This is a genomic window from Nocardioides sp. GCM10027114 (genome assembly GCF_042659625.1).
Lineage (GTDB): Bacteria > Actinomycetota > Actinomycetes > Propionibacteriales > Nocardioidaceae > Nocardioides.
In genome coordinates this window covers 61047-80233 of record NZ_JBHSSS010000013.1, presented here as the reverse complement: position 1 = coordinate 80233, position 19187 = coordinate 61047, and the positions used below count along the sequence as shown (strand labels likewise).

The following is a 19187-nucleotide window of genomic DNA, read 5'->3' as shown; positions in this document are numbered from 1 at the left end:
CCCGCGCGGGCCGGGGCACCGGAGGGATGCTGTGGCTGCTTCCTCCGGTGCCCCGGTGGTCGGGGACGACCCTTCCTAGCGCCCCGCGACCAGGTTGGACCGCGCCGAGCGGGGACTGGTGCCGATGGCGTTGATCGCGACCACCTGGAAGCGGTAGTTCCCCAGTTGCGGCAGCGTCATCTGGAGCGACCTGGCCGAGGCCGGCTGGATGGCCGACCGGATCGTCTGGAGGACTGTTCCCGTCGCGCTCATCCGGAGCGCGAACACCCGGTAGCCGGTGATCGGCGACCCGCCGTCGCTCGTCGGCGGGGTCCAGTTGGCCGTGGCCGTGATCGCCCCACCTGCGACGCCCGGCGCGGCCGTCCCGATGATCGGACGCGTCGGTCGTGTCGCGGTCGTCGTCGCCGTCGGGGTGACGGTGTTCGATGCCGCGGACAGCGGCCCGACACCGACGGAGTTCACCGCGCGGACCCGGAAGTTGTAGGCCACGCCGTTGGTGAGCCCGCCGACCACGGTGCTGGTCGCGGCAGGGCTGACGCCGAGGACCGTGCGCACCACGTTGGTCCCACGCCGCACCTGGACGCGGTACTCCGTGAGCGCGCTGCCGCCGTCGGCCGGCGCCGTCCACGTCACCGTGGCCGACTGGTTCCCGGCCGTCGCGGTGCCGATGGTCGGGGCGCCCGGCAGGGTCGCCGGGGCCGTCGGCGTGACTGGGGCGGACTCGGCCGAGTCCGGGCTGCTGCCCACCTCGTTCAGCGCGACCACCCGGAAGGTGACGGGTGTTCCGTTCGTCAGGCCGGTGATGACGACGCTGGTGGCCGTCGGTGCGATGCCGGTGACGGTGCGGACCACCGTGCCGCCCTCGAGCACGTCGACCTCGAAGCCGGTGATGGGGGATCCACCATCGTCGGTCGGTGCAGTGAAGGAGACGGTTGCCTGGCCGTTGCCGGCGACCGCGACCACGTTGGTCACCGGACCGGGCACCGTGATCGTGGTCCCGGCCGCGAACTGCATCTCCTCGATGTTCCACAGCGTGTCGACGCCGTCGGCGCCCGAGCCGCCGGTGTGGGCGACCGTGGTGCTGCCGTCGGGGTTCTCGGTGATCGTGTAGTTGTCGATCGACTCGGAGAACACCGCCGTGTCGACGCTGCTCCCTGCAGCCGCCGTGCGGATGGTGCGCACGATGTCGATGTCACCCGGGTCGAGCCGCCCGGCGAACACGTCGCCCACGAGCGGCGCCATCGTGTCGACGAAGATGACGTCGGACGGGTCCGTCGTCGTGACGTCGGGCGCCCGCAGCTGGACGTCGAGCCACCGGTCACCGTCGATGATGTCGTCGCCTCCGCGGCCCTCGATCAGGTCCGAGCCGGCGCCGCCCAGCAGGATGTTCCCGTCGTTGAACCCGGCACCCACGATCGCGGCGAGACCCGCCACCCGGTCGATGCCCGCCTGGTTCAGCTGGTGGTCCGTGCCGAGATCGGCCTCGGCGCGGTCGTCGCCGCGCAGGACGTCGTCCAGCTGCCAGCCCGACAGCGCCTCGACCAGGTCGAACCGGTCACGGTTGTTCTCCACCGTGGGCGGAACCAGCGCCGTGAACAGCATGTCCGAGTCGGCCGGCAGCGGGTCGTTCTTGTGGGTGGTCCAGTCGAACCCGAGCATGCCCTCGGCCCGCTGGATGCCGGCGCCCATCACCATGACGTCGTCGCCACCCTCGGAGTCGAAGTCCTGCTCCCCGCCGTTGCCGATGAGGACGTCGTGACCAGGCTCGTTGAGGTCGTCCTGGAACGGCGCGCCGTTGTCGCCCTGCAGCAGGTTGAACGGGCCACGCCCTCCCTCGATCCAGTCGTCGCCGTCGTCGCCGAAGACCGTGTCCTCGCCCGCCCCGGCGAACACCAGGTCGTCGCCCGGGCCGCCGAAGGTCTCGGTGGCGTCGTTGCCGCCGACGACGAAGTCGTGGCCGGGACCACCCTGGTTCAGGTCACCGCCGAAGCCGGGGCCGGAGGACAGGGCGTCGTTGCCGGGCCCGCCCTTGAGGTTGTCGTCGCCGGAGAGGTCGTTCATGATGTCGTTCCCGAGCCCGCCGATCAGGTTGTCGACACCGTCGCCGCCCTGCATCCAGTCGTTCCCGCCGTTGCCGCGGATCGTGTCGTCGCCCTCGCTCGACCAGACCCGGTCGTCCGCCGCCGCCGTGCACGGGTCGGGCGCGGGCGGGCAGTCGGTGCCGTTGAAGACCACGTGCGCGGGGCCGCCGTAGCGGATCGTGCCGTTGGCCATCCGGGTGAGCATCGTCGACTCGTCCCACTCGTCGGTGGCGGGGTCGTCCGGGACCGGTCCGCTGCTCCCCAGGGCCGACACGTCGAAGACGTAGTCCGGCCGCGAGAAGGCGTCGGCCGGCAGGCCGGTGACGTCGGTGTTGCGCATGACCAGCTCGGCGAACGAGTTCCCCTCGAGCGCGGTCAGCAGGTTGAGGCCCGCCGTGCGGGACAGGTAGTAGAACCGGTCACCGTCCTGCAGGTCCTCCATCTGGCCCTCGAACACGTAGTTGAAGGTCGAGCCGAGGAGGCCGCCGAAGACCATCTGCTTCTCGGCGAGTCCGCCCATCCACAGGTCGATGTCGTCGACGCCCGTGGTGGTGCGACCGTTGGCCTGGTTGGCCCAGCCGTCGGTGCTGTTGATGAATGCGAACGCGTCCGCAGGTTGGTCGTCGAGCCCCTCGTTGCACCCCTCGGGCGTGTTCAGGGCGGTGCACGCGGTGCCTGTGTTCGTGGTCGGCTCCTGGTCGCCCGCGACGCCGTCGGCGCCGCCGACCGGTCCGTTGAGCAGCAGGTCGGCCGCAGCACGCCGGCTCGCGATGTTGCCTGTGATGCTGGGGTGGCGGCCGTAGGCCGCGATGAAGTTCACCAGCGACTCGCGGTGCTTGAGGTTGAAGGCGAAGTCCGCCCAGCTCTCGTACGGCGCGACCTGGGTGCTGTTGCTCTCGGCGTAGAACCGGCGCCGTGCCTCGTTCAGGGTCGGGATGCCGGTGTCTCGCGCCCGCGCCATGTTGATGGTGGCGAGGTCGAGGGGCAGGCCGAGGAGGTTGTTGCGCAGCGCCTCGGTGACGAACTCGTCGATCTCGTTGCCGACCTGGCGCGACATGCCGCGGAAGACGCTGCCGGCGGCCTGTCGGGGTGTCAGCGTGCCGGCGGTACCGCCGTCGAAGAACTCCGGCGGGTTGAGGAACGCCTGCAGCAGCCGCACGTTGTTGTTGCTGCCGTTGGCGTTGCGCCGCGCCACCGTCTCGGTCAGCATCGAGTGCCCGAAGCGGTAGACGGCGTGCGCGAACTCGGCGCGGATGGCGCCGTTCACCTCGGTGTTGTACCCCGTGCCGCCCTCGCCGAACGGGTTCACCATCGGCTGGACCTTGCGGGCGAACTCCTCGAACACCAGGTGCTGGTACTCCATCTCGTTGACGAAACGAGCTGCCTGGAAGAGCCGGTCGCCGTCCCACACGCCGGGTGCCACCTGCCACTCGGGCAGCATCGTGGGGTCGGTGGTCGTCACGACGTCCTTCACCTGCTCCACCAGCCGGTTGTGCTCGGAGTGGAAGACGTGGTGGATGCTCGTGAGCCCGATGTTCTCGTTGACGCGGCCGTCGCCGGCGATGAAGTGCGCGGCGAGCATCTCGTCGTCGTACGTCGCCGGGTCGTTGTCGTCGGTCGTCCCGGCGTCACCGTCGGGTGCCAGGGGCTGCCCGGTGCGGCTGAGCGGGATCGCGTGGTGGGCGATGTCGTCGAGGAACGCGTGGCCGGTCCGGACGACGTTGGCGGGCAGCGGCACGCCGGTGTCGCCGTTGGCGGCGGGATCACCCTCCACGAGACCGGTCGCCGTCACCAGCTGCGGGAAGCCGTTGGGGCCCCGCTTGAAGTTGCCGTAGGGGTCGGTGGCGAGCAGCGGGACGTTCAGGACGTCGGTGTCGGTCAGCCGGATGCCGAGCAGGTCCTCGGACTGCTGCTTGACGTCGGCCCACGTCGCCAGGCCCGCGCCCGGTCCCTCGAGGAGGTGGCCGGTCTCGACCGGGTCACCCGCGCCGTTCAGCTCGAACTCGCGCAGGAACACCTGGTGCGAGGGGTGGGAGGTGTAGGTCTGGTTCTGGTCCACCCAGGGCGTGGTGGTGTTGGTGTGCTCGTGCCGGTCGTCGGCGGTGCCGAGGACGCCGTCGGGGCCAGGCTGGTTCGTGGCGCGGGTCAGCACCATGAAGTTGGTCTGGCTGCCCTGGACGAACAGCGGGTCGTCCGGCTGCAGCGGCATGAAGATCGTGCCGCCACCCTTGGTGACCAGGTCGAGGCCGTGGTCGAAGAACTGGCCGAACAGGGTGAAGACCGAGTTGTAGGGCGCCGAGAGGCCCACGTCCGGTGCCACGTTCGGGATCAGCAGCGTGCCCGAGTCGGGGTCCGGGACCGCTTCGGAGCCGGCGGCGGCGACGGCCGCCGGGTTGTCAACCGTCTGGTCGACGACCAGGTTGCTGATCCGGCGGGGCTGGGTGTCGATCACCGTGCCGGAGACCTGCTGGTAGCTGGTCCCCTGTTCGGCGGACCTCAGCGACACCGGCACCAGTCGCGGGAACACGGTGTCGGCCGCGCCGAACTTCTCGCGGCCCGCGAAGAGGTTGTTGCACGACCCGTCGACGGTGCGCAGGCCCCAGGGCAGCTCACGGCCGTTGGCGGTGCCGGGGATCTGGAACTCGCCGGGGCCGACCAGCGACCCGCACGGGTTCGACGGGGTGAGGGTCCGGGCGTGCTCCTCGGCGATCTTGATCTGCCGGAGGATGAAGCGCACGTCCGACCGGTTGAGCTCGAAGCCCGCCCCGACCGCGGCGTCGGCCGGCGCTGTCGCGACCGAGACCACGACGGCCTGCACCAGCCCCACTCCCAGCAGCAGCGCCAGGGCGCTGCGGAGCCAGCGTCTTCCGGTCCTGCTGCGTGTGCCTGTCCGCCTCGCCGGGCTGCTTGCCGGCGCGAAGTCGCTGGAACCCATGATCTGCCCCTCCCTGCCCGCGGCCGCCCAGACGCGGCTGCTCGGTCGGGGTCAGCGTGGGCAGGAGGGCTTGGGAAAAGGTTGTGGGGACCGGCCCCGCTTCCAGCCGGGACGAGGCAGCCGCCCGGCCCCTGGAAACGGGGCCGGGCGGCTGGCTGCTGGGGCCGGCGCTGGCGCCGGCGGGACCTCAGTAGGTCTTGACGTTGAGCAGGCGCTCCTTGATGCCGTCCGGGTCGTCGGCGTTGCTCCAGTCGAGCGTGCCGGTCCCGATCAGGTTGCTGCGCACCTGCGCCGGGGTGGCGGACGGGTTCAGCGCCTTGTAGAGCGCGGCGCCGCCGGCCACGTGGGGGGCGGCCATCGAGGTGCCGGACAGGGTGGCGTAGCCGCCGGCCATCGACGTCGAGTGGATGCAGACGCCCGGGGCGATCAGGTCGACGTCCGCGCCGAAGTTCGAGAACGACGCGAACGTGTCGTCCTGGTCGGTGCGGCAGGTCTTCGGGGCGCCGCCGCCGGGGAGGCCGTTGAAGTCGGCCAGCGCGCTGACCGTGATGACCTCGTCGTACGCAGCCGGTGTGAAGTTCTTGGCGTCCTCGGCGTCGTTGCCGGCGGCGGCGACGAAGGTGACGCCCTTGGCGACCGCGTTGCAGATCGAGGTGTGCATGGCGTCGCCGTTCGACTGGCCGCAGTTGCCGTCGTCCGAGCCGGAGCCGCCGAGGCTCATGTTGGCGACCTCGATCTTGTCCGAGTTGGCCGCGACGTAGTCGATGCCGCAGATCACGTCGGAGTTGAAGCCGGTGCCGACCGCGGTGAGGACCTTGACCGGCCAGATCCGGGCGCCCGGCGCGACGCCGACGACACCGGTCGTGTTGTCGAGGGCGCCGATGGTGCCGGCGACGTGGGAGCCGTGGCCGTGGTCGTCGTCGGCGCCGAGGCCGATGGAGCAGTTCTTGGCGCCGGCGCGGTAGACGTTGAGGTCCGGGTGGTCGAGGTCGACACCTGTGTCGATCACCGCGACGTCGACGTTCACCCGCTGGTCGACGCCGTCGATCTTCGCGGTCGGGCTGGCGTCCGCGTCGACGCGGTTGATGCCGGTGGGCGTCGACTGCGCCGTGGTGGCGACCGGGGTGTCCTTCTGGACCCACGCGACGCCCGGCAGCGCCTCGACGGCCGCTGCCGTGGCGGGGGTCATCGTGGTGGCGTAGCCCTGCAGGGCGGAGCTGTAGACGTGGCCGAGGTCGAGGTCGAAGCGGTCGGCGTGGGCCGCCGCGACCGTGCGGGCGTCCGCAGAGTCGTCGAGCACGACGATGTAGCCACCCGGCGCACCGGCGACGCTGGGCGCTGCGGTCGCCGTCGTCGTCAGCGCGGTGGCGCCGAGCGTGATGGCGGAGGCCGCGGCTGCCGCCGCGACCAGGGAAGTTCTGCGCATGAGGATCCCTCACTGCTGGGGGAGCCGCCCCGAGGCGGCCTGACCGGGGTCCAACGAGGGCGGCGCCGACCGGTCACGGGGACGTTGCATCAGGAACCCGCATTGCAGGTACCTGCAGCGGCCATGTACGAGACACCGGCCGGGAAAGCTTCCCTTGGCGGTGGGTGTTGGTAGTGTCGGTGCCGCAACAGGTGCAAGTTCCAAGGTCTGACGCCTGCGGAGTTTGTGATCCAACGGCGTTTCTTCATGTGTGTCTCCCAGTCACGCAAGTCGGAAGCGACGTGTCACCGCATCTGAAGCGGGTCGCCGAGGTGGCGGCTCTCGCCCCGACGAAGGAGAATTGAGCACAATGGCTCAGGGCACCGTGAAGTGGTTCAACGCTGAGAAGGGCTTCGGCTTCATCGCGCAGGAGGACGGCGGCGACGACGTCTTCGTGCACTACTCGGCGATCCAGACCCAGGGCTACAAGTCCCTGGACGAGAACCAGAAGGTCGAGTTCGACGTCACCCAGGGTCCGAAGGGCCCGCAGGCGGAGAACGTCCGCCCGGTCTGACCGACCGGCGCGACCGGACAGCACCTGTCCGACGACGCTGAGGACGGGCCCCACCTCCGGGTGGGGCCCGTTCCGTCATTTCGGACCGGCCCGCGCGGGCCGGCCCGTGCCGCTCCCGGCCGGGCCCGGCCCGTCCGGGCTGCTCCGCGGGGACTCCCGTGAACGGGCGGGCCCGAACGGGTGGCTTCCATCACCCACTCGGGTCAAAATTCGCGACTAGGGGTTTGTCCCGGGGGTCCGTGGGGCAGTCTTGGTCGCAGGGGGGCAAGTCCGTAGTGCCATCGTGTTGTTGAGGAGTACGCGTGCACGACCAGTTCGACGTCACGCTCGAGGACTCCGACCTGTTGGGTGAGGTGGAGCTGACCACCAACCTCATCATCGCGGCGAGCGAGTCCGAGGAGCCGCTGTCGCTGGACGAGATCGACCGGATCCTGGGCGTCTCGCCCGAGTCCCGCGCGTCCTGACGCGCCCACCCTCTCGGGTCCGCCCCGGGCGGGGTCGTTCCCGTGCGCCCGGACCCTCGGGTGATCAGCAGGTTGCGAACAGCACCGGTCCCGCGCTGAGGTCCGACATCACGTAGCCGCCCTCGACGGGCGCGAGCCGCATCGTCACCGTGGTGCCCTCGGCGGTCACGGCGCCGAGCTGGAACCGGTCGGCGAAGGTGCCGCCCTGGCCGGGTGCCGGGCCGGCGGCCAGCGCGGCCCGCGAGTCCGCGTTGCTGCGGGCCTGCTCGTCGCTCTCGAACCCCATGGCGACCCGCACGTCGCCACCGGGCTGGACCGCCATGGCGTACGCCGCGAGCGGGTTCACCTCGCCGGCGGCCGCGACGAGCTCCTCCGCCTCCGCCTGGTCGCCGCGGTCGGCCGAGGTCATCGACAGCTCGGTGCACGCGTAGGCGCCGTCGTACACGACCGCCGAGACCGCGTCGCCGGACGCCTCGGCGACCTCCACGAGCGCGTCGCCCGGCCCCTCGTCGCCCAGCCTGTCGGACACGTCGCCGAGGTGTGCGGCGGTGTCCGAGGCCAGCACCAGGCCGGCCCCCGCGTCGAGCACGAGGTACTGCAGCTCCGGGGTGAGCGAGGGGTCGATCAGGGCCAGCACGTCCCCGCCGCCGCGCCACACGCCGTCGTCCTCCTCCGGCCGCTCGTAGCCGAGGTCCTCGAGCCGGTCGCCGACCTCCTCGAGGTCCACGTCGTCGGACGGCCTCATGACCACGACCGCGCCGTTGCGGGACTGGCTGAGCAGCTCCCACTCCAGGGAGGCGGGGGAGAAGCCGTAGTCGCGCTGCATCACCTCGGCCGACTGCAGCAGCGCCGACGTCGAGGTCAGGTCGGCGTCGAAGCCGCGGTCCAGGAACCGGGCGAGGTCGGTGGTCGACGAGTCGGCCGACAGGCTCGGGTCGAGCTCCTCGCGGACCGCGCTCCAGTGTGTGAAGGTGAGGCGCTCGGAGTCGGCGGGGGCGAGCGCCACGGCACGCGCCAGCTCGGTCTGGGGCCGGGTCAGCCACCACCAGCCGGCGCCACCGGCCACCAACGCCACCAGCGCCACTGCGGCGACCAGCGCCACCCGTCTCGGCATGGGGAACCCTCTCCTGCTGCGGAACGAGGTGTGAGACTAGCGCCCATGCCGCCACGGTCCACGCTGCTGCGCCAGGCGACCCCCGACGTCCAGGCCGCGGGGGCCGTCGTGCACCGCTCCGGCAAGGGGAGTGGGAAGGGAGCCGGCAGCGGAGCCGGCAAGGAGGTGCTGCTCGTCCACCGGCCGCGGTACGACGACTGGTCCTTCCCGAAGGGCAAGCTCGACCGCGGCGAGCACGCGGCCGTCGCCGCGGTCCGTGAGGTCGAGGAGGAGACCGGGCTGCGTGTCCGGCTCGGGCCGCCCCTGAGCCCCCAGCGCTACCCGGTGAACGGCGGCGCCCGCCTGAAGACCGTCCACTACTGGAACGCGCGCGTGGTCGGCGACGACGACGTCAGCGGCTACCTCGTCAACGACGAGATCGACGAGGTCGCCTGGCTGCCCTGGGACCGGGCGGTCGAGCGCCTGACCTACACCCACGACCGGGCCACGCTGGCCGAGTCCCGGCCGCTGCGGAAGAAGTCCTCGGCGCTGGTGGTGCTGCGCCACGCCAAGGCTCGCTCCCGCAAGGCGTGGCGCGAGGACGACCGGTTGCGGCCGCTGCTGGCCGAGGGCAGGCGGCAGGCGGCCGACCTGGTGCCGCTGCTGGCGGCGTACGACGTGAGCCGGGTGGTGACGTCGAGCAGCACCCGCTGCGTGCAGAGCGTGACGCCGTACGCCGAGGCCAGCGGCTGGCCCTGCGAGTCGTTCGACGGCCTCAGCGAGGAGGGCGCCTCCCCGAAGGCGCTCCGCGCGATCGCCGACGACCTGCTCCACGCGCGCGACGCCGCGGTGCTGTGCAGCCACCGGCCGGTGCTGCCGGAGGTGTTCGAGGCACTGGGGGTGCCTGCGGTGACCCTGGAGCCGGGCGGGATGGTCGTGGTCCACCACCGCAAGAAGCGGGTGGTGGCGACCGAGGTGCACCAGAAGCCCTGAGGCGAAGTCGGGCGGCTTTCCCCGAATCGTGTGACCCGAACCACCGCCACGCCGTGGTTCATGTGATGGCCGTCTCCTTGCTGGCGAAATGTGGACCTTTGGGTGGTTCGAGTTCACCGGTCGTTCACCCACGGCCACGCATCACGTCACTTCGGCTGCCTACCTTCCTTGACGTCAGAAACGACAAGTCCCCCAGGAGTAACGAAGTGAAGAGCACTTCCCTGCGCCGCGCGATCGTCCCCGGCTTCGCCGCACTCGCGCTGGCCCTCACCGCCTGTGGCGGCGACTCCGGCGCCGAGAGCGGTTCCGCCTCCGGCTCCGTCGCCATCGACGGCTCCTCGACGGTCTTCCCCCTGAGCAACGCCGCGTACGAGCTGCTCAACTCGGAGAACCCCGACATCCGCGCCACGGTCGGCCAGTCCGGCACCGGCGGCGGCTTCGAGAAGTTCTGCGCCGGCCAGACCGACATCTCCGACGCCTCCCGCCCGATCGAGGAGGACGAGGTCGAGGCCTGCGAGAAGGAGGGGATCGAGTTCACCGAGCTCCAGGTCGCCACCGACGCCCTCACCGTCGTCGTCCACCCGGAGCTCGGCGTCGACTGCCTCACCACCGAGCAGCTGATCCAGCTGTGGGAGCCGAACTCCAAGGTCGACAGCTGGTCCGACCTCGACCCGAGCTTCCCCGACGAGGAGATCGCCCTCTTCGGCCCAGGCACCGACTCAGGTACCTACGACTACATGGCCGGTGACGTCATCGGCGACGACTCCGAGTCGACCCGGAAGGACTACGAGTCCTCCGAGGACGACACCGTTCTCGTCCAGGGTGTTTCCAACACGCCGGGCGCGACCGGATACTTCGGCTACACCTACTACGAGGAGAACGCCGACAAGCTCAAGGCGGTCGCCATCGACGACGGCAACGGCTGCGTCGAGCCCTCCGCGGAGACCGCCCAGGCCGGCGAGTACACCCCGCTGTCGCGCCCGCTGTTCATCTACATCAACAACGCGAAGTACAACGACAACGAGGCTGTCGCCGCGTTCACGGACTTCTACATCGAGAACCTCGAGACCATCACCGAGGCAGCCCAGTTCGTCCCGCTGAACGAGGAGCAGTACTCCGAGACCCAGTCCGCCCTCGCGGGCATCTCGGGCTGACCTCGAACCAAGGATCACTAGCGTCAGGAACACATGAGTAGCAACAGCTACACCGAGACAGGCCCGTCCCCCCGGACGGGCCTGTCCGGTGCCCCCGCCAATCTCCGCCGACGGCGCCGCCCCGCGGAGTCGGTCATCAAGGCCGTGCTCTTCGTGTCGGCGTTCCTGTCGGTCGCCATCACCTTCGGCATCGTCTTCGCACTGGCCGAGCCCGTCTTCCAGTTCTTCCGCGAGGTCCCGTTCGGCGAGTTCTTCGCGACCGAGGGTGACTTCGCGGTGCTGCCGCTGGTCGTCGCCACGCTGGTCGTGACGGTCATCGCCCTGCTGGTCGCGGTGCCGCTGGGACTCGGCGCCGCGATGTACCTCAGCGAGTACGCCAGTGCGCGTGTCCGCAAGATCTTCAAGCCGACCCTCGAGCTGCTGGCTGGCGTGCCCTCGGTCGTGTACGGCTTCTTCGCGCTGGTGTTCATCACGCCGACGCTGCTGCAGGACATCCTCAACTTGAAGGTCGGCTTCACCAACGCGCTGGCCGCGGGCCTGATCCTCGGCGTCATGATCATCCCCACCATCGCCTCGCTGGCCGAGGATGCGTTGACCGCGGTGCCGCGCGCGCTGCGCCAGGGCTCGTTCGCGATGGGCGCCAACCGGATGCAGACCACGCTGAGGGTCGTCTTCCCCGCCGCGCTGTCCGGCATCGCGGCCGCCGTCGTGCTCGGCCTCTCCCGCGCTATCGGCGAGACCATGATCGTGGCGCTGGCGGCCGGATCCCAGAAGAACCTCTCGATCGACCCGCGGGAGGGAATGCAGACCATGACCGGCTTCATCGCCCAGACCGCTGGCGGCGAGAACCCGGTCGGCTCGACCGACTACAACATGCTCTTCGCAGTCGGTGCGTTGCTGTTCGTGATGACCCTGGTCATCAACATCATCAGCATCTCGATCGTCCGTCGTTACAGGCAGGCCTACTGATGTCCAACGTCGCCACGACCTCCGCCCGGGAGACCGTCCGCCTCGCCACCGGCAAGAGCAAGGAACGCACGGTCGGCTCGATCGTGTTCCTGTGCGCGCTGTGGTTCTCGCTGTTCTTCGGCGTCATGGTGCTGACGGTGCTGATCGTCGACACGTTCGTCAACGGCCTGCCGCGCTTCGACGCCGAACTGATCACGGACTACGACTCCACGCTCTTCCCAGAGCGCAGCGGCTTCCGCGCCGGCATCCTCGGCAGCATCTGGCTGATGGCGACCACTGCTGTCCTGGCCGTGCCCCTCGGCATCGCGGCCGCGCTGTACCTGGAGGAGTTCGCAGACAACCAGAAGTGGTACAACCGCTTCATCGAGGTGAACCTCCAGAACCTCGCCGCGGTCCCCTCCATCGTCTACGGCCTGCTGGCGGTCGCCGTCATGGCCGTCCTCGGGTTCGGCTTCAAGGGCATCGTGCTCGGCGGCGCCATCGCGCTGGCGCTGCTGATCCTTCCGGTCATCATCATCACGACCCGCGAGGCCGTGCGCGCGGTGCCGAACGAGATCCGTGAGGGCTCCCTGGCCCTGGGCGCCACCACATGGCAGACCACGTGGCGGCAGCTGCTTCCGTCGGCGGTTCCGGGCATCGCGACCGGCACCATCCTGGGCCTCTCCCGGGCGATCGGCGAGGCCGCACCGCTGCTCCTCCTCGGCATCGCCGGGGCCGTCCGCTTCGACCCGGACGGTCTCACCAGCGGGGTCACTGCCCTGCCCATCCAGATCTACCGCCTCAGCACGGCGCCCCAGGAGGAGCTCCGGATCGCGGCGTCGGCCGCCATCATCGTGCTGCTGGTCATGATCCTGGCGATGAACGGCCTCGCCATCTTCATCCGCAACAAGTTCCAGAGGAATTGGTGATATGTCCACCCACCCCAACACCGTCACCGTGCGGAAGGGCGACACTGGTCCCGTGAGCACCTTCGCCGACGCCCACGACGAGGCCGACCGCACCCTGCCCGACCTGCCCCCTGAGCCGGTCATGGAGGCCTTCGGGCTGAACGTCTTCTACGGCGACTTCCACGCCGTGCACGACGTAAACCTGGCCTTCGGGCGCAACGAGATCACGGCGCTGATCGGCCCGTCGGGCTGCGGCAAGTCGACGGTGCTGCGCTGCCTGAACCGGATGAACGACCTGGTCCCGGGCGCGCGCGTCGAGGGCGAGGTGATGTACCACGGCCAGAACATCTACGCCAAGGACGTGGACCCCATCCAGGTCCGCACCCACATCGGCATGGTGTTCCAGAAGCCGAACCCCTTCCCGAAGTCCATCTACGACAACATCGCCTACGGTCCCAAGGTCACCGGCATGAAGGTCGACAACATGGACGACCTGGTCGAGGAGGCGCTGCGGGGGGCCGCGCTCTGGGACGAGGTCAAGGACAAGCTCAAGCAGTCGGCGTACGGCCTCTCGGGCGGTCAGCAGCAGCGTCTGTGCATCGCGCGGACCATCGCGACCAAGCCGGACGTGATCCTCATGGACGAGCCGTGCTCGTCGCTGGACCCGATCGCCACCGCGCGCGTCGAGGACCTGATGCTGCAGCTGCGGGACGACTTCACGATCATCATCGTCACCCACAACATGCAGCAGGCCGCGCGCGTCTCCGACCGGACGGCGTTCTTCACCGCCCGTCCGGACGAGACCACCGGCAACCGCACCGGTCTCCTGGTCGAGTTCAACCAGACCCAGAAGATCTTTGCCAACCCGGCCGACAAGCGCACCGAGGACTACATCTCCGGCCGCTTCGGCTGATCTGGCTGTCGAGCACCAGCGGGCAACGTCATACGGTCCGGTCGCTATAGCGACCGGACCGTATGACGTTACGGGGGCCTTTCCACAGGTGGACCGTCGGTCGGCCGCAGGGTCCGCCGGATCGGGGCAGGGTGGTGGCCGTGCCGCAGCCACCCCGACCCGCCCGCCGAGCCGCCGTGGACGACGACCGTCCGCGCCGTACGGCGTCGCTGCGGGCCGCCCGGCGCCGCCGGGTGGAGCGCCTGGCCGCCCGACAGGCCGGGGTGCTGAGCCGGCCGCAGGTGTACGCCGCGGGCATGACCCGGGCCGAGGTCCGCGCCAACGTGCGGGCCGGCCGGTGGCAGCGCGTGGCCAGCCAGTCGCTGGTCGTGCACACGGGCGCGCTGTCGGACGAGTCCCGGCGCTGGGCCGCGGTGTTCGAGGCCGGACCCCGAGCGCTGCTCGACGGCGCCTCGGCTCTCCAGGCAGCGGGGCTGCGCAAGTTCGACGTCGAGCGGATCCGGGTCTCCGTGCCGCGCGGTGCCCGGGTTCGCCGGGCGCGGGGGGTCGACATCCGGCAGACGCGGCGGCTGCACCCCGACGACCGGGCAGCCGGCCACGGGGTCCCGCGGACGCGCGTGGAGGTGGCGGCCGTGCGGGCCGCCCTCTGGGCGGCGTCGAACAAGCAGGCGGCGCTCGTGCTGACCATGGCCGTGCAGCAGGGGCTGGTCACGGCCGAGCAGCTGTCGGTCGAGATGCTCCGCGTCCTCCGTGACCGCCGTCGCGGCTTCATCCACGGCGTGCTGCTGGACCTGCTCGGGGGAGTGCAGTCCCTCGGGGAGCTGGAGCTGGCGCGGGAGTGCCGACGCCGCGGCCTGCCGGAGCCGTCGCGTCAGGTGCTGCGCCGGGGGCCGCGCGGCTCGTACTTCCTGGACGTCTACTGGGACGCGTGGTCGGTGGTGGTCGAGGTCGACGGCATCCACCACCAGTGGGCGCAGAACGTCGTGGCGGACGCGCTGCGCCACAACGACGTGACGCTGCAGGCGGACACGGTCCTCAGGCTGCCGCTGCTGGGGCTCCGGGTGGCGCCCGACGACTTCTTCGCCCAGATCGCCCGGGCGCTGGGCGCGGCCGGTTGCCCCGGTCTCCCCGCCGCCTGAGCCACTGCCCCGGCCGGGACGTCATACGAAGTGGTGGCTATAGCGACCGGAACGTATGACGTCCCGGCCCCGCCCCGAAGCACCCAGCCTCAGGAGTTCTTGACCACGATCTGCTCGACGATGTTCGCGACCTGCTCGAACGCGTCGATCGCGCTCTCGAGCGACTCGACGATGTCCTTGAGCTTGAGGACCTGCATGGCGTCGAAGCTGCCGCCGAAGAGGTGGGCGAGGGTGCGGCGGTGGTTCTTGTCGCCGGCGTTCTCGAGGCGGTTGATCTCGATCCAGTACTCGTCGAGGTCCTGCATGGCCCGCAGCCGCGGCATCGCGTCGGCGGTGACCTCGGCACAGCGCTGGAGGACGTCGACCTGCTCGGACAGCTGGGTCGGCAGCTCCTTGACCTCGTAGACGACGATCAGGTCGACCGCCTCCTCCATGAGGTCCATGACGTCGTCGAGACCGGACGCGAGCGCGTAGATGTCGTCGCGGTCGAACGGCATGGCGGGCGACTTGTTGACCCGCCGGACGATCTCGTGGGTCGTCTCGTCGGCCACGTGCTCGGCCTCGCGCATGCGGGCCGCGACGTCCTCGCGGTCGGCGCTCTCGTTGAGGATCTCCGCCAGCAGGTCAGCCCCCACGACCAGGTGCTGTGCGGAGACGGTGAACAGGTCGTACACGGAGTTGTCGACCTGGCGGAAGCGGAAACCCACGGTGAACCCTCGGGGGAGAGGCGGAGCAGAACAGTCAACAACTGTAAGGCGTGCCCGCGTCGCCGCCGGACTCAGGAGCCGCTGCGCCGCTTCCGCTGCCGCTCGATGAGCATCGCCTGGAGGTCCTCGGTGCCCTCGTTGCGGTGCCACGTCCCGCTGGCGTCGAGCTCCCACGCCGCGGTCTCCGGAGCGAACGCGCGCTCGAGCAGCTCGCCGACGTCGCGCACGTCGTCCTCACTGGGGATCGGCGACAGCACCTCCACCCGGCGGTCGAGATTGCGGTGCATCAGGTCGGCCGAGCCGATCCAGACGTTGGGGGAGCCCCCGTTGTCGAACCAGAAGACCCGGCTGTGCTCGAGGAACCGGCCGAGGATCGAGCGCACCTCGATCGTCTCCGACAGTCCGGGTACGCCGGGTCGCAGCGCGCAGATGCCGCGCACCAGCAGCTGCACCGGCACCCCCTCCTGGGACGCGAGGTAGAGCGCGTCGATGACGGCCTCGTCGACCACGGAGTTGGCCTTGAACAGGATCCGCGCCGGGCGGCCGGCCCGGTGGTGGCTGATCTCGGCGTGGATCTGCTCGACGAGCCCGGTCCGGATGGAGTCCGGCGCCACCAGCAGCCGCTCGTAGGAGGCGTTGCGGGACAGTCCGCTGAGGTTGTTGAACAGGTGGGCGACGTCCTCGGTGATGACCGGGTCGGTGGTCATCAGGCCGATGTCCTCGTACATCCGCGCGGTCTTGGAGTTGTAGTTGCCGGTGCCGAGGTGGACGTAGCGGCGGATGCCCTCGGGCTCGTCTCGCACCACCAGCGCCAGCTTGCAGTGCGTCTTCAGCCCGACCAGGCCGTAGACGACGTGGCAGCCGGCCTGCTCCAGCTGCCGCGCCCAGCGGATGTTGGCCTGCTCGTCGAAGCGGGCCTTGATCTCGACGATCACCAGCACCTGCTTGCCGGACTCGGCGGCGTCGACCAGGGCGTCGATGATCGGGGAGTCGCCGGAGGTGCGGTAGAGGGTCTGCTTGATGGCCAGCACATGCGGGTCGGCGGCGGCCTGCTCGATGAACCGCTGCACGCTGGTGGCGAACGAGTCGTACGGGTGGTGCAGCAGCACGTCGTGGCGCCGGGTCGCCTTGAAGACGTCGACGGGCGCCGCGGACTCGACCTCGGCCAGCTTGTGGTGGGTGGTCGGGATGAACGAAGGGAAGCGCAGGTCGTCGCGGGAGAGGTCGGCGATGTCGTGCAGGCCCGTCAGGTCGAGCGGGCCGCGGAGCCGGAACACCTCGTCGTCGGAGACGCCGAGCTCGGAGACCAGCAGGTCCAGCACCGCGGCGGAGATCGACTCCTCCACCTCGAGGCGGACCGGCGGGCCGAACCGGCGACGCAGCAGCTCCTTCTCGAGGGCGGCGAGGAGGTTCTCGGCGTCGTCCTCCTCGACGTCGAGATCCTCGTTCCGGGTGACCCGGAAGGTGTGGTACTCGAGCACCTCCATGCCGGGGAACAGCCGACGCAGGTGCTCGCCGATGACGTCCTCGAGCGGCACGAACCGCTGGTTGCCCAGGGGCACGAACCGGTTGAAGATCGGCGGCACCTTCACCCGGGCGAAGTGCTGCTTGTCGGTCTTGGGGTTGCGCACCAGGACCGCGAGGTTGAGCGACAGCCCGGAGATGTAGGGGAACGGGTGCGCCGGGTCGACGGCCAGCGGGGTGAGCACGGGGAAGACGCGGTCCTTGAAGAGCCGCTTGCAGGTCTTCTGCTCCTCCTTGTCGAGCTCGGACCACCGGACGAGCTGGATCTTCTCGTCCTCCAGCGCCGGCACGACGTCGTCGCGGAACACCCGCGCGTGCCGCTCCATCAGCGCCCGGGTCTCGGTCCAGATCTGCTCGAGGACCTCCCGCGGCAGCAGGCCGGAGGCCGCCTTGACGGCCACGCCGGCGGCGATGCGGCGCTTGAGGCCGGCGACCCGGACCATGAAGAACTCGTCGAGGTTGCTGGCGAAGATCGCCAGGAAGCGCACTCGCTCGAGCAGCGGCAGCTCGGGGTCCTCGGCCAGCTCGAGGACCCGCTGGTTGAAGTGCAGCCAGGAGAGCTCGCGGTCGAGGAACCGGTCGTCGTACTTCTCGACCGCAGCGAGTGACTCGTCGTCGGGGACATAGGGAGGGTCGACGTCGAAGGTCTCGCTGAGAGCGGCGTCGTCCAGGGCTTCGCTCTCGGGGTGCATGTGGGCCAGTGTGGCACCGATGCGGGAACGGTGGGCGACCCGAACCGGTGAGGTCCACCCGGCGAGCGCCCTGTTCAGCAGGGCCGTACCGCCGGTAGGTTGCCGGACCGTGAGCCGCCCCGACCTCGCCCGCCTCGGGCACGCAGCAGAGTCCCTCACGTTCCGCACCGCCCTCGCCCTCCCGGAGCGGGTGCAGCGGCTGCTGGCCGGTCCGCCCGTGGTCGTGGACGGACAGACGCTCGCGGTCGACACCCAGCTGATGCAGCGGCTGCAGCAGCTGGTGCGGGAGCCCGGGCCGGAGACGCTCGCCATCGAGGACGCGCGTCGCGCGATGCTGCGGCAGGCCCGGCTGGCCGGCGGGAACCAGCCCATCGGTGCGGTGCGGGACCTGCCGCTGGGGGACCTGCCCGGGCGGCTGTACGTGCCGACCGAGAAGGTGGCCGTCTCCGGCAACGGCGCCGGCCACCCGCTGCTGCTGTTCTTCCACGGCGGCGGCTGGGCGTACGGCGACCTCGACTCCCACGACGCCGCCTGCCGGTTCGTCGCGGAGCGCTCGGGTGTCCAGGTGCTCGCGGTCGACTACCGGCTGGGACCCGAGCACCCGTTCCCCGCGGCGTACGAGGACGCGTTGGCCGCGCACCGCTGGGTTGTCGAGAACGCCGAGTCGCTGGGGGTCGACCCGCAGCGGATCGCGGTGGGCGGTGACTCGGCCGGCGGCAACCTGGCCGCAGGTGTCGCCCTCGCGGCCGCCGAGGCGGGGCTGCCGCTGGCGTTCCAGCTGCTCGTCTATCCCGGGACCGACCTGCGCGGCGGCACCAGGAGCCGCGAGCTCTTCGCGGAGGGCTTCTACCTGACCAGCCGGTTCATCGAGGTCACGCTCGAGGCGTACGCTCCGGACCCGGCCACCCACGAGGACCCGCGGCTCAGCGTGCTGCTCGCCGACGTCCCCGCCGGGCTCGCGCCGGCGTACGTCGTCACCGCGGGCTACGACCCGTTGCGCGACGAGGGCGAGGCCTACGCCCGCAAGCTGGCCGACGCGGGCGTCGAGGTAGAGCTCAAGCGGTTCCCGGACCAGATCCACGGCTTCTTCAACATGGTGGGCGCCGGGCGCACCTCACGCGCGGCCGTCGCCCAGATCGCGGCGAAGCTGCGGGCGGCCCTGACGAGCGCGCCGGTCGCCGGCTGACTCGATAGTTCGTGACGTTCGGGTCGCTCCGGAGGCGTTTCGGCGACCCGAAGGTCACGAACTGTCCGGGCTGATCAGTAGACCAGCGCCTGCACGTCCGGGCGCAGGACCTCCTCGGCGAAGACGGCCGCGCCGGCGATCCGGACCCCCTCGCGCACGTCGCCCTCCGCGATGTCGCGGCGTACGGCGCACTGGGTGCAGACCGTGACCGTCCCCGCCGCGAGCAGCGTCTCGAGCAGGTCGGACAGCGGCGCGGCGTGGGGGAGAGAGAACTCCTCGGCCCTCCCGGGGACCCCGAACCAGGCCGCCTCGCCGGTCAGCCACAGCGACACCTCGGCGCCCGACGCGGCGGCCGTGGCGGCGACGGTGAACGCCTGGTTGCAGCGTTCGGCGTCCTCCGCGCCACAGGTGACCTTGACGACCAGGGGACGGGCGGCGGTGCTCGACATGCGCCCCAGAGTAGGGCGTGCC

15 protein-coding genes are annotated in these 19187 nt (G+C 70.6%); 9 read left to right on the top strand and 6 right to left on the bottom strand.

Going from position 1 to position 19187, the window contains the following annotated elements:
* Window positions 1-75: 75 nt before the first annotated feature.
* Together ACFP2E_RS07405 and ACFP2E_RS07400 are read right to left on the bottom strand one after the other, a co-directional pair.
* Window positions 76-5016 (bottom strand): peroxidase family protein, encoded by a 4941-nt coding sequence (locus tag ACFP2E_RS07405; RefSeq protein ID WP_378524760.1) that lies wholly within the window; start codon window positions 5014-5016, stop codon window positions 76-78.
* A gap of 187 nt (window positions 5017-5203) precedes the next feature.
* Window positions 5204-6442 carry a S8 family peptidase gene (locus ACFP2E_RS07400; RefSeq protein WP_378524759.1) on the bottom strand — a complete coding sequence of 413 codons (1239 nt, stop codon included), beginning with the start codon at window positions 6440-6442 and terminating at the stop codon, window positions 5204-5206.
* A 349-nt stretch (window positions 6443-6791) separates the two neighbouring features.
* Between ACFP2E_RS07400 and ACFP2E_RS07395 the strand changes: the two genes are divergently transcribed.
* Entirely contained in the window at window positions 6792-6995 is a 204-nt protein-coding gene (locus ACFP2E_RS07395) for a cold-shock protein (RefSeq protein WP_056863399.1), read from the top strand.
* A gap of 302 nt (window positions 6996-7297) precedes the next feature.
* The gene (locus ACFP2E_RS07390) at window positions 7298-7459 is read left to right on the top strand and encodes a hypothetical protein (protein ID WP_378524758.1); all 162 of its coding nucleotides are present in this window, start codon (window positions 7298-7300) and stop codon (window positions 7457-7459) included.
* Window positions 7460-7523: 64 nt separating this feature from the next.
* On the opposite strand, the gene ACFP2E_RS07385 is transcribed toward ACFP2E_RS07390, so the two are convergent.
* A complete protein-coding gene (locus tag ACFP2E_RS07385; protein WP_378524757.1) occupies window positions 7524-8573 on the bottom strand; it encodes a hypothetical protein in 1050 nt (349 codons plus the stop codon).
* A 45-nt stretch (window positions 8574-8618) separates the two neighbouring features.
* Between ACFP2E_RS07385 and ACFP2E_RS07380 the strand changes: the two genes are divergently transcribed.
* From ACFP2E_RS07380 to ACFP2E_RS07355, 6 genes are all read left to right on the top strand, one after another.
* Complete coding sequence (locus ACFP2E_RS07380; RefSeq protein WP_378524756.1) at window positions 8619-9545, top strand: NUDIX domain-containing protein; 927 nt, start codon at window positions 8619-8621, stop codon at window positions 9543-9545.
* A gap of 206 nt (window positions 9546-9751) precedes the next feature.
* Window positions 9752-10699 carry a PstS family phosphate ABC transporter substrate-binding protein gene (locus ACFP2E_RS07375; protein WP_378524755.1) on the top strand — a complete coding sequence of 316 codons (948 nt, stop codon included), beginning with the start codon at window positions 9752-9754 and terminating at the stop codon, window positions 10697-10699.
* A gap of 33 nt (window positions 10700-10732) precedes the next feature.
* Window positions 10733-11668 carry a phosphate ABC transporter permease subunit PstC gene (gene pstC, locus ACFP2E_RS07370; RefSeq protein WP_378524754.1) on the top strand — a complete coding sequence of 312 codons (936 nt, stop codon included), beginning with the start codon at window positions 10733-10735 and terminating at the stop codon, window positions 11666-11668.
* Complete coding sequence (gene pstA, locus ACFP2E_RS07365; protein ID WP_378524753.1) at window positions 11668-12576, top strand: phosphate ABC transporter permease PstA; 909 nt, start codon at window positions 11668-11670, stop codon at window positions 12574-12576. The genes pstC and pstA overlap by 1 nt, the downstream gene beginning before the upstream one ends.
* 121 nt (window positions 12577-12697) lie before the next feature.
* Window positions 12698-13468, top strand: coding sequence for a phosphate ABC transporter ATP-binding protein PstB (gene pstB / locus ACFP2E_RS07360; RefSeq protein WP_378524823.1), 771 nt, complete (start codon window positions 12698-12700; stop codon window positions 13466-13468).
* A 140-nt stretch (window positions 13469-13608) separates the two neighbouring features.
* On the top strand, window positions 13609-14607 hold the full coding sequence (locus ACFP2E_RS07355) for a hypothetical protein (RefSeq protein ID WP_378524752.1): 999 nt from the start codon (window positions 13609-13611) through the stop codon (window positions 14605-14607).
* Between the two features lie 89 nt (window positions 14608-14696).
* Here ACFP2E_RS07355 and ACFP2E_RS07350 read toward each other — a convergent pair whose 3' ends face one another.
* Window positions 14697-15314, bottom strand: a complete 618-nt coding sequence (locus ACFP2E_RS07350; RefSeq protein ID WP_378524751.1) for a DUF47 domain-containing protein — start codon at window positions 15312-15314, stop codon at window positions 14697-14699.
* A gap of 71 nt (window positions 15315-15385) precedes the next feature.
* Window positions 15386-17530: an RNA degradosome polyphosphate kinase gene (locus ACFP2E_RS07345; protein WP_378524750.1), complete on the bottom strand. Its 2145-nt coding sequence runs from the start codon at window positions 17528-17530 to the stop codon at window positions 15386-15388.
* A 109-nt stretch (window positions 17531-17639) separates the two neighbouring features.
* On the opposite strand from ACFP2E_RS07345, the gene ACFP2E_RS07340 reads away from it, so the two are divergent.
* On the top strand, window positions 17640-18716 hold the full coding sequence (locus tag ACFP2E_RS07340) for an alpha/beta hydrolase (protein WP_378524749.1): 1077 nt from the start codon (window positions 17640-17642) through the stop codon (window positions 18714-18716).
* Window positions 18717-18790: 74 nt separating this feature from the next.
* Here the strand turns inward: ACFP2E_RS07340 and ACFP2E_RS07335 are convergent, their stop codons facing one another.
* Window positions 18791-19165 carry a DsrE family protein gene (locus ACFP2E_RS07335; RefSeq protein WP_378524748.1) on the bottom strand — a complete coding sequence of 125 codons (375 nt, stop codon included), beginning with the start codon at window positions 19163-19165 and terminating at the stop codon, window positions 18791-18793.
* Between the last annotated feature and the right edge of the window lie 22 nt (window positions 19166-19187).

Excerpts from the sequence above, each read along its gene's own strand:
- ACFP2E_RS07400 (WP_378524759.1), bottom strand. The coding sequence starts at position 6,442 with ATGCGCAGAACTTCCCTGGTCGCGGCGGCAGCCGCGGCCTCCGCCATC.
- ACFP2E_RS07405 (WP_378524760.1), bottom strand. The coding sequence starts at position 5,016 with ATGGGTTCCAGCGACTTCGCGCCGGCAAGCAGCCCGGCGAGGCGGACA.
- pstA (WP_378524753.1), top strand. The coding sequence starts at position 11,668 with ATGTCCAACGTCGCCACGACCTCCGCCCGGGAGACCGTCCGCCTCGCC.
- ACFP2E_RS07335 (WP_378524748.1), bottom strand. The coding sequence starts at position 19,165 with ATGTCGAGCACCGCCGCCCGTCCCCTGGTCGTCAAGGTCACCTGTGGC.
- pstB (WP_378524823.1), top strand. The coding sequence starts at position 12,698 with ATGGAGGCCTTCGGGCTGAACGTCTTCTACGGCGACTTCCACGCCGTG.
- ACFP2E_RS07380 (WP_378524756.1), top strand. The coding sequence starts at position 8,619 with ATGCCGCCACGGTCCACGCTGCTGCGCCAGGCGACCCCCGACGTCCAG.
- ACFP2E_RS07395 (WP_056863399.1), top strand. The coding sequence starts at position 6,792 with ATGGCTCAGGGCACCGTGAAGTGGTTCAACGCTGAGAAGGGCTTCGGC.
- ACFP2E_RS07385 (WP_378524757.1), bottom strand. The coding sequence starts at position 8,573 with ATGCCGAGACGGGTGGCGCTGGTCGCCGCAGTGGCGCTGGTGGCGTTG.
- ACFP2E_RS07345 (WP_378524750.1), bottom strand. The coding sequence starts at position 17,530 with ATGCACCCCGAGAGCGAAGCCCTGGACGACGCCGCTCTCAGCGAGACC.
- pstC (WP_378524754.1), top strand. The coding sequence starts at position 10,733 with ATGAGTAGCAACAGCTACACCGAGACAGGCCCGTCCCCCCGGACGGGC.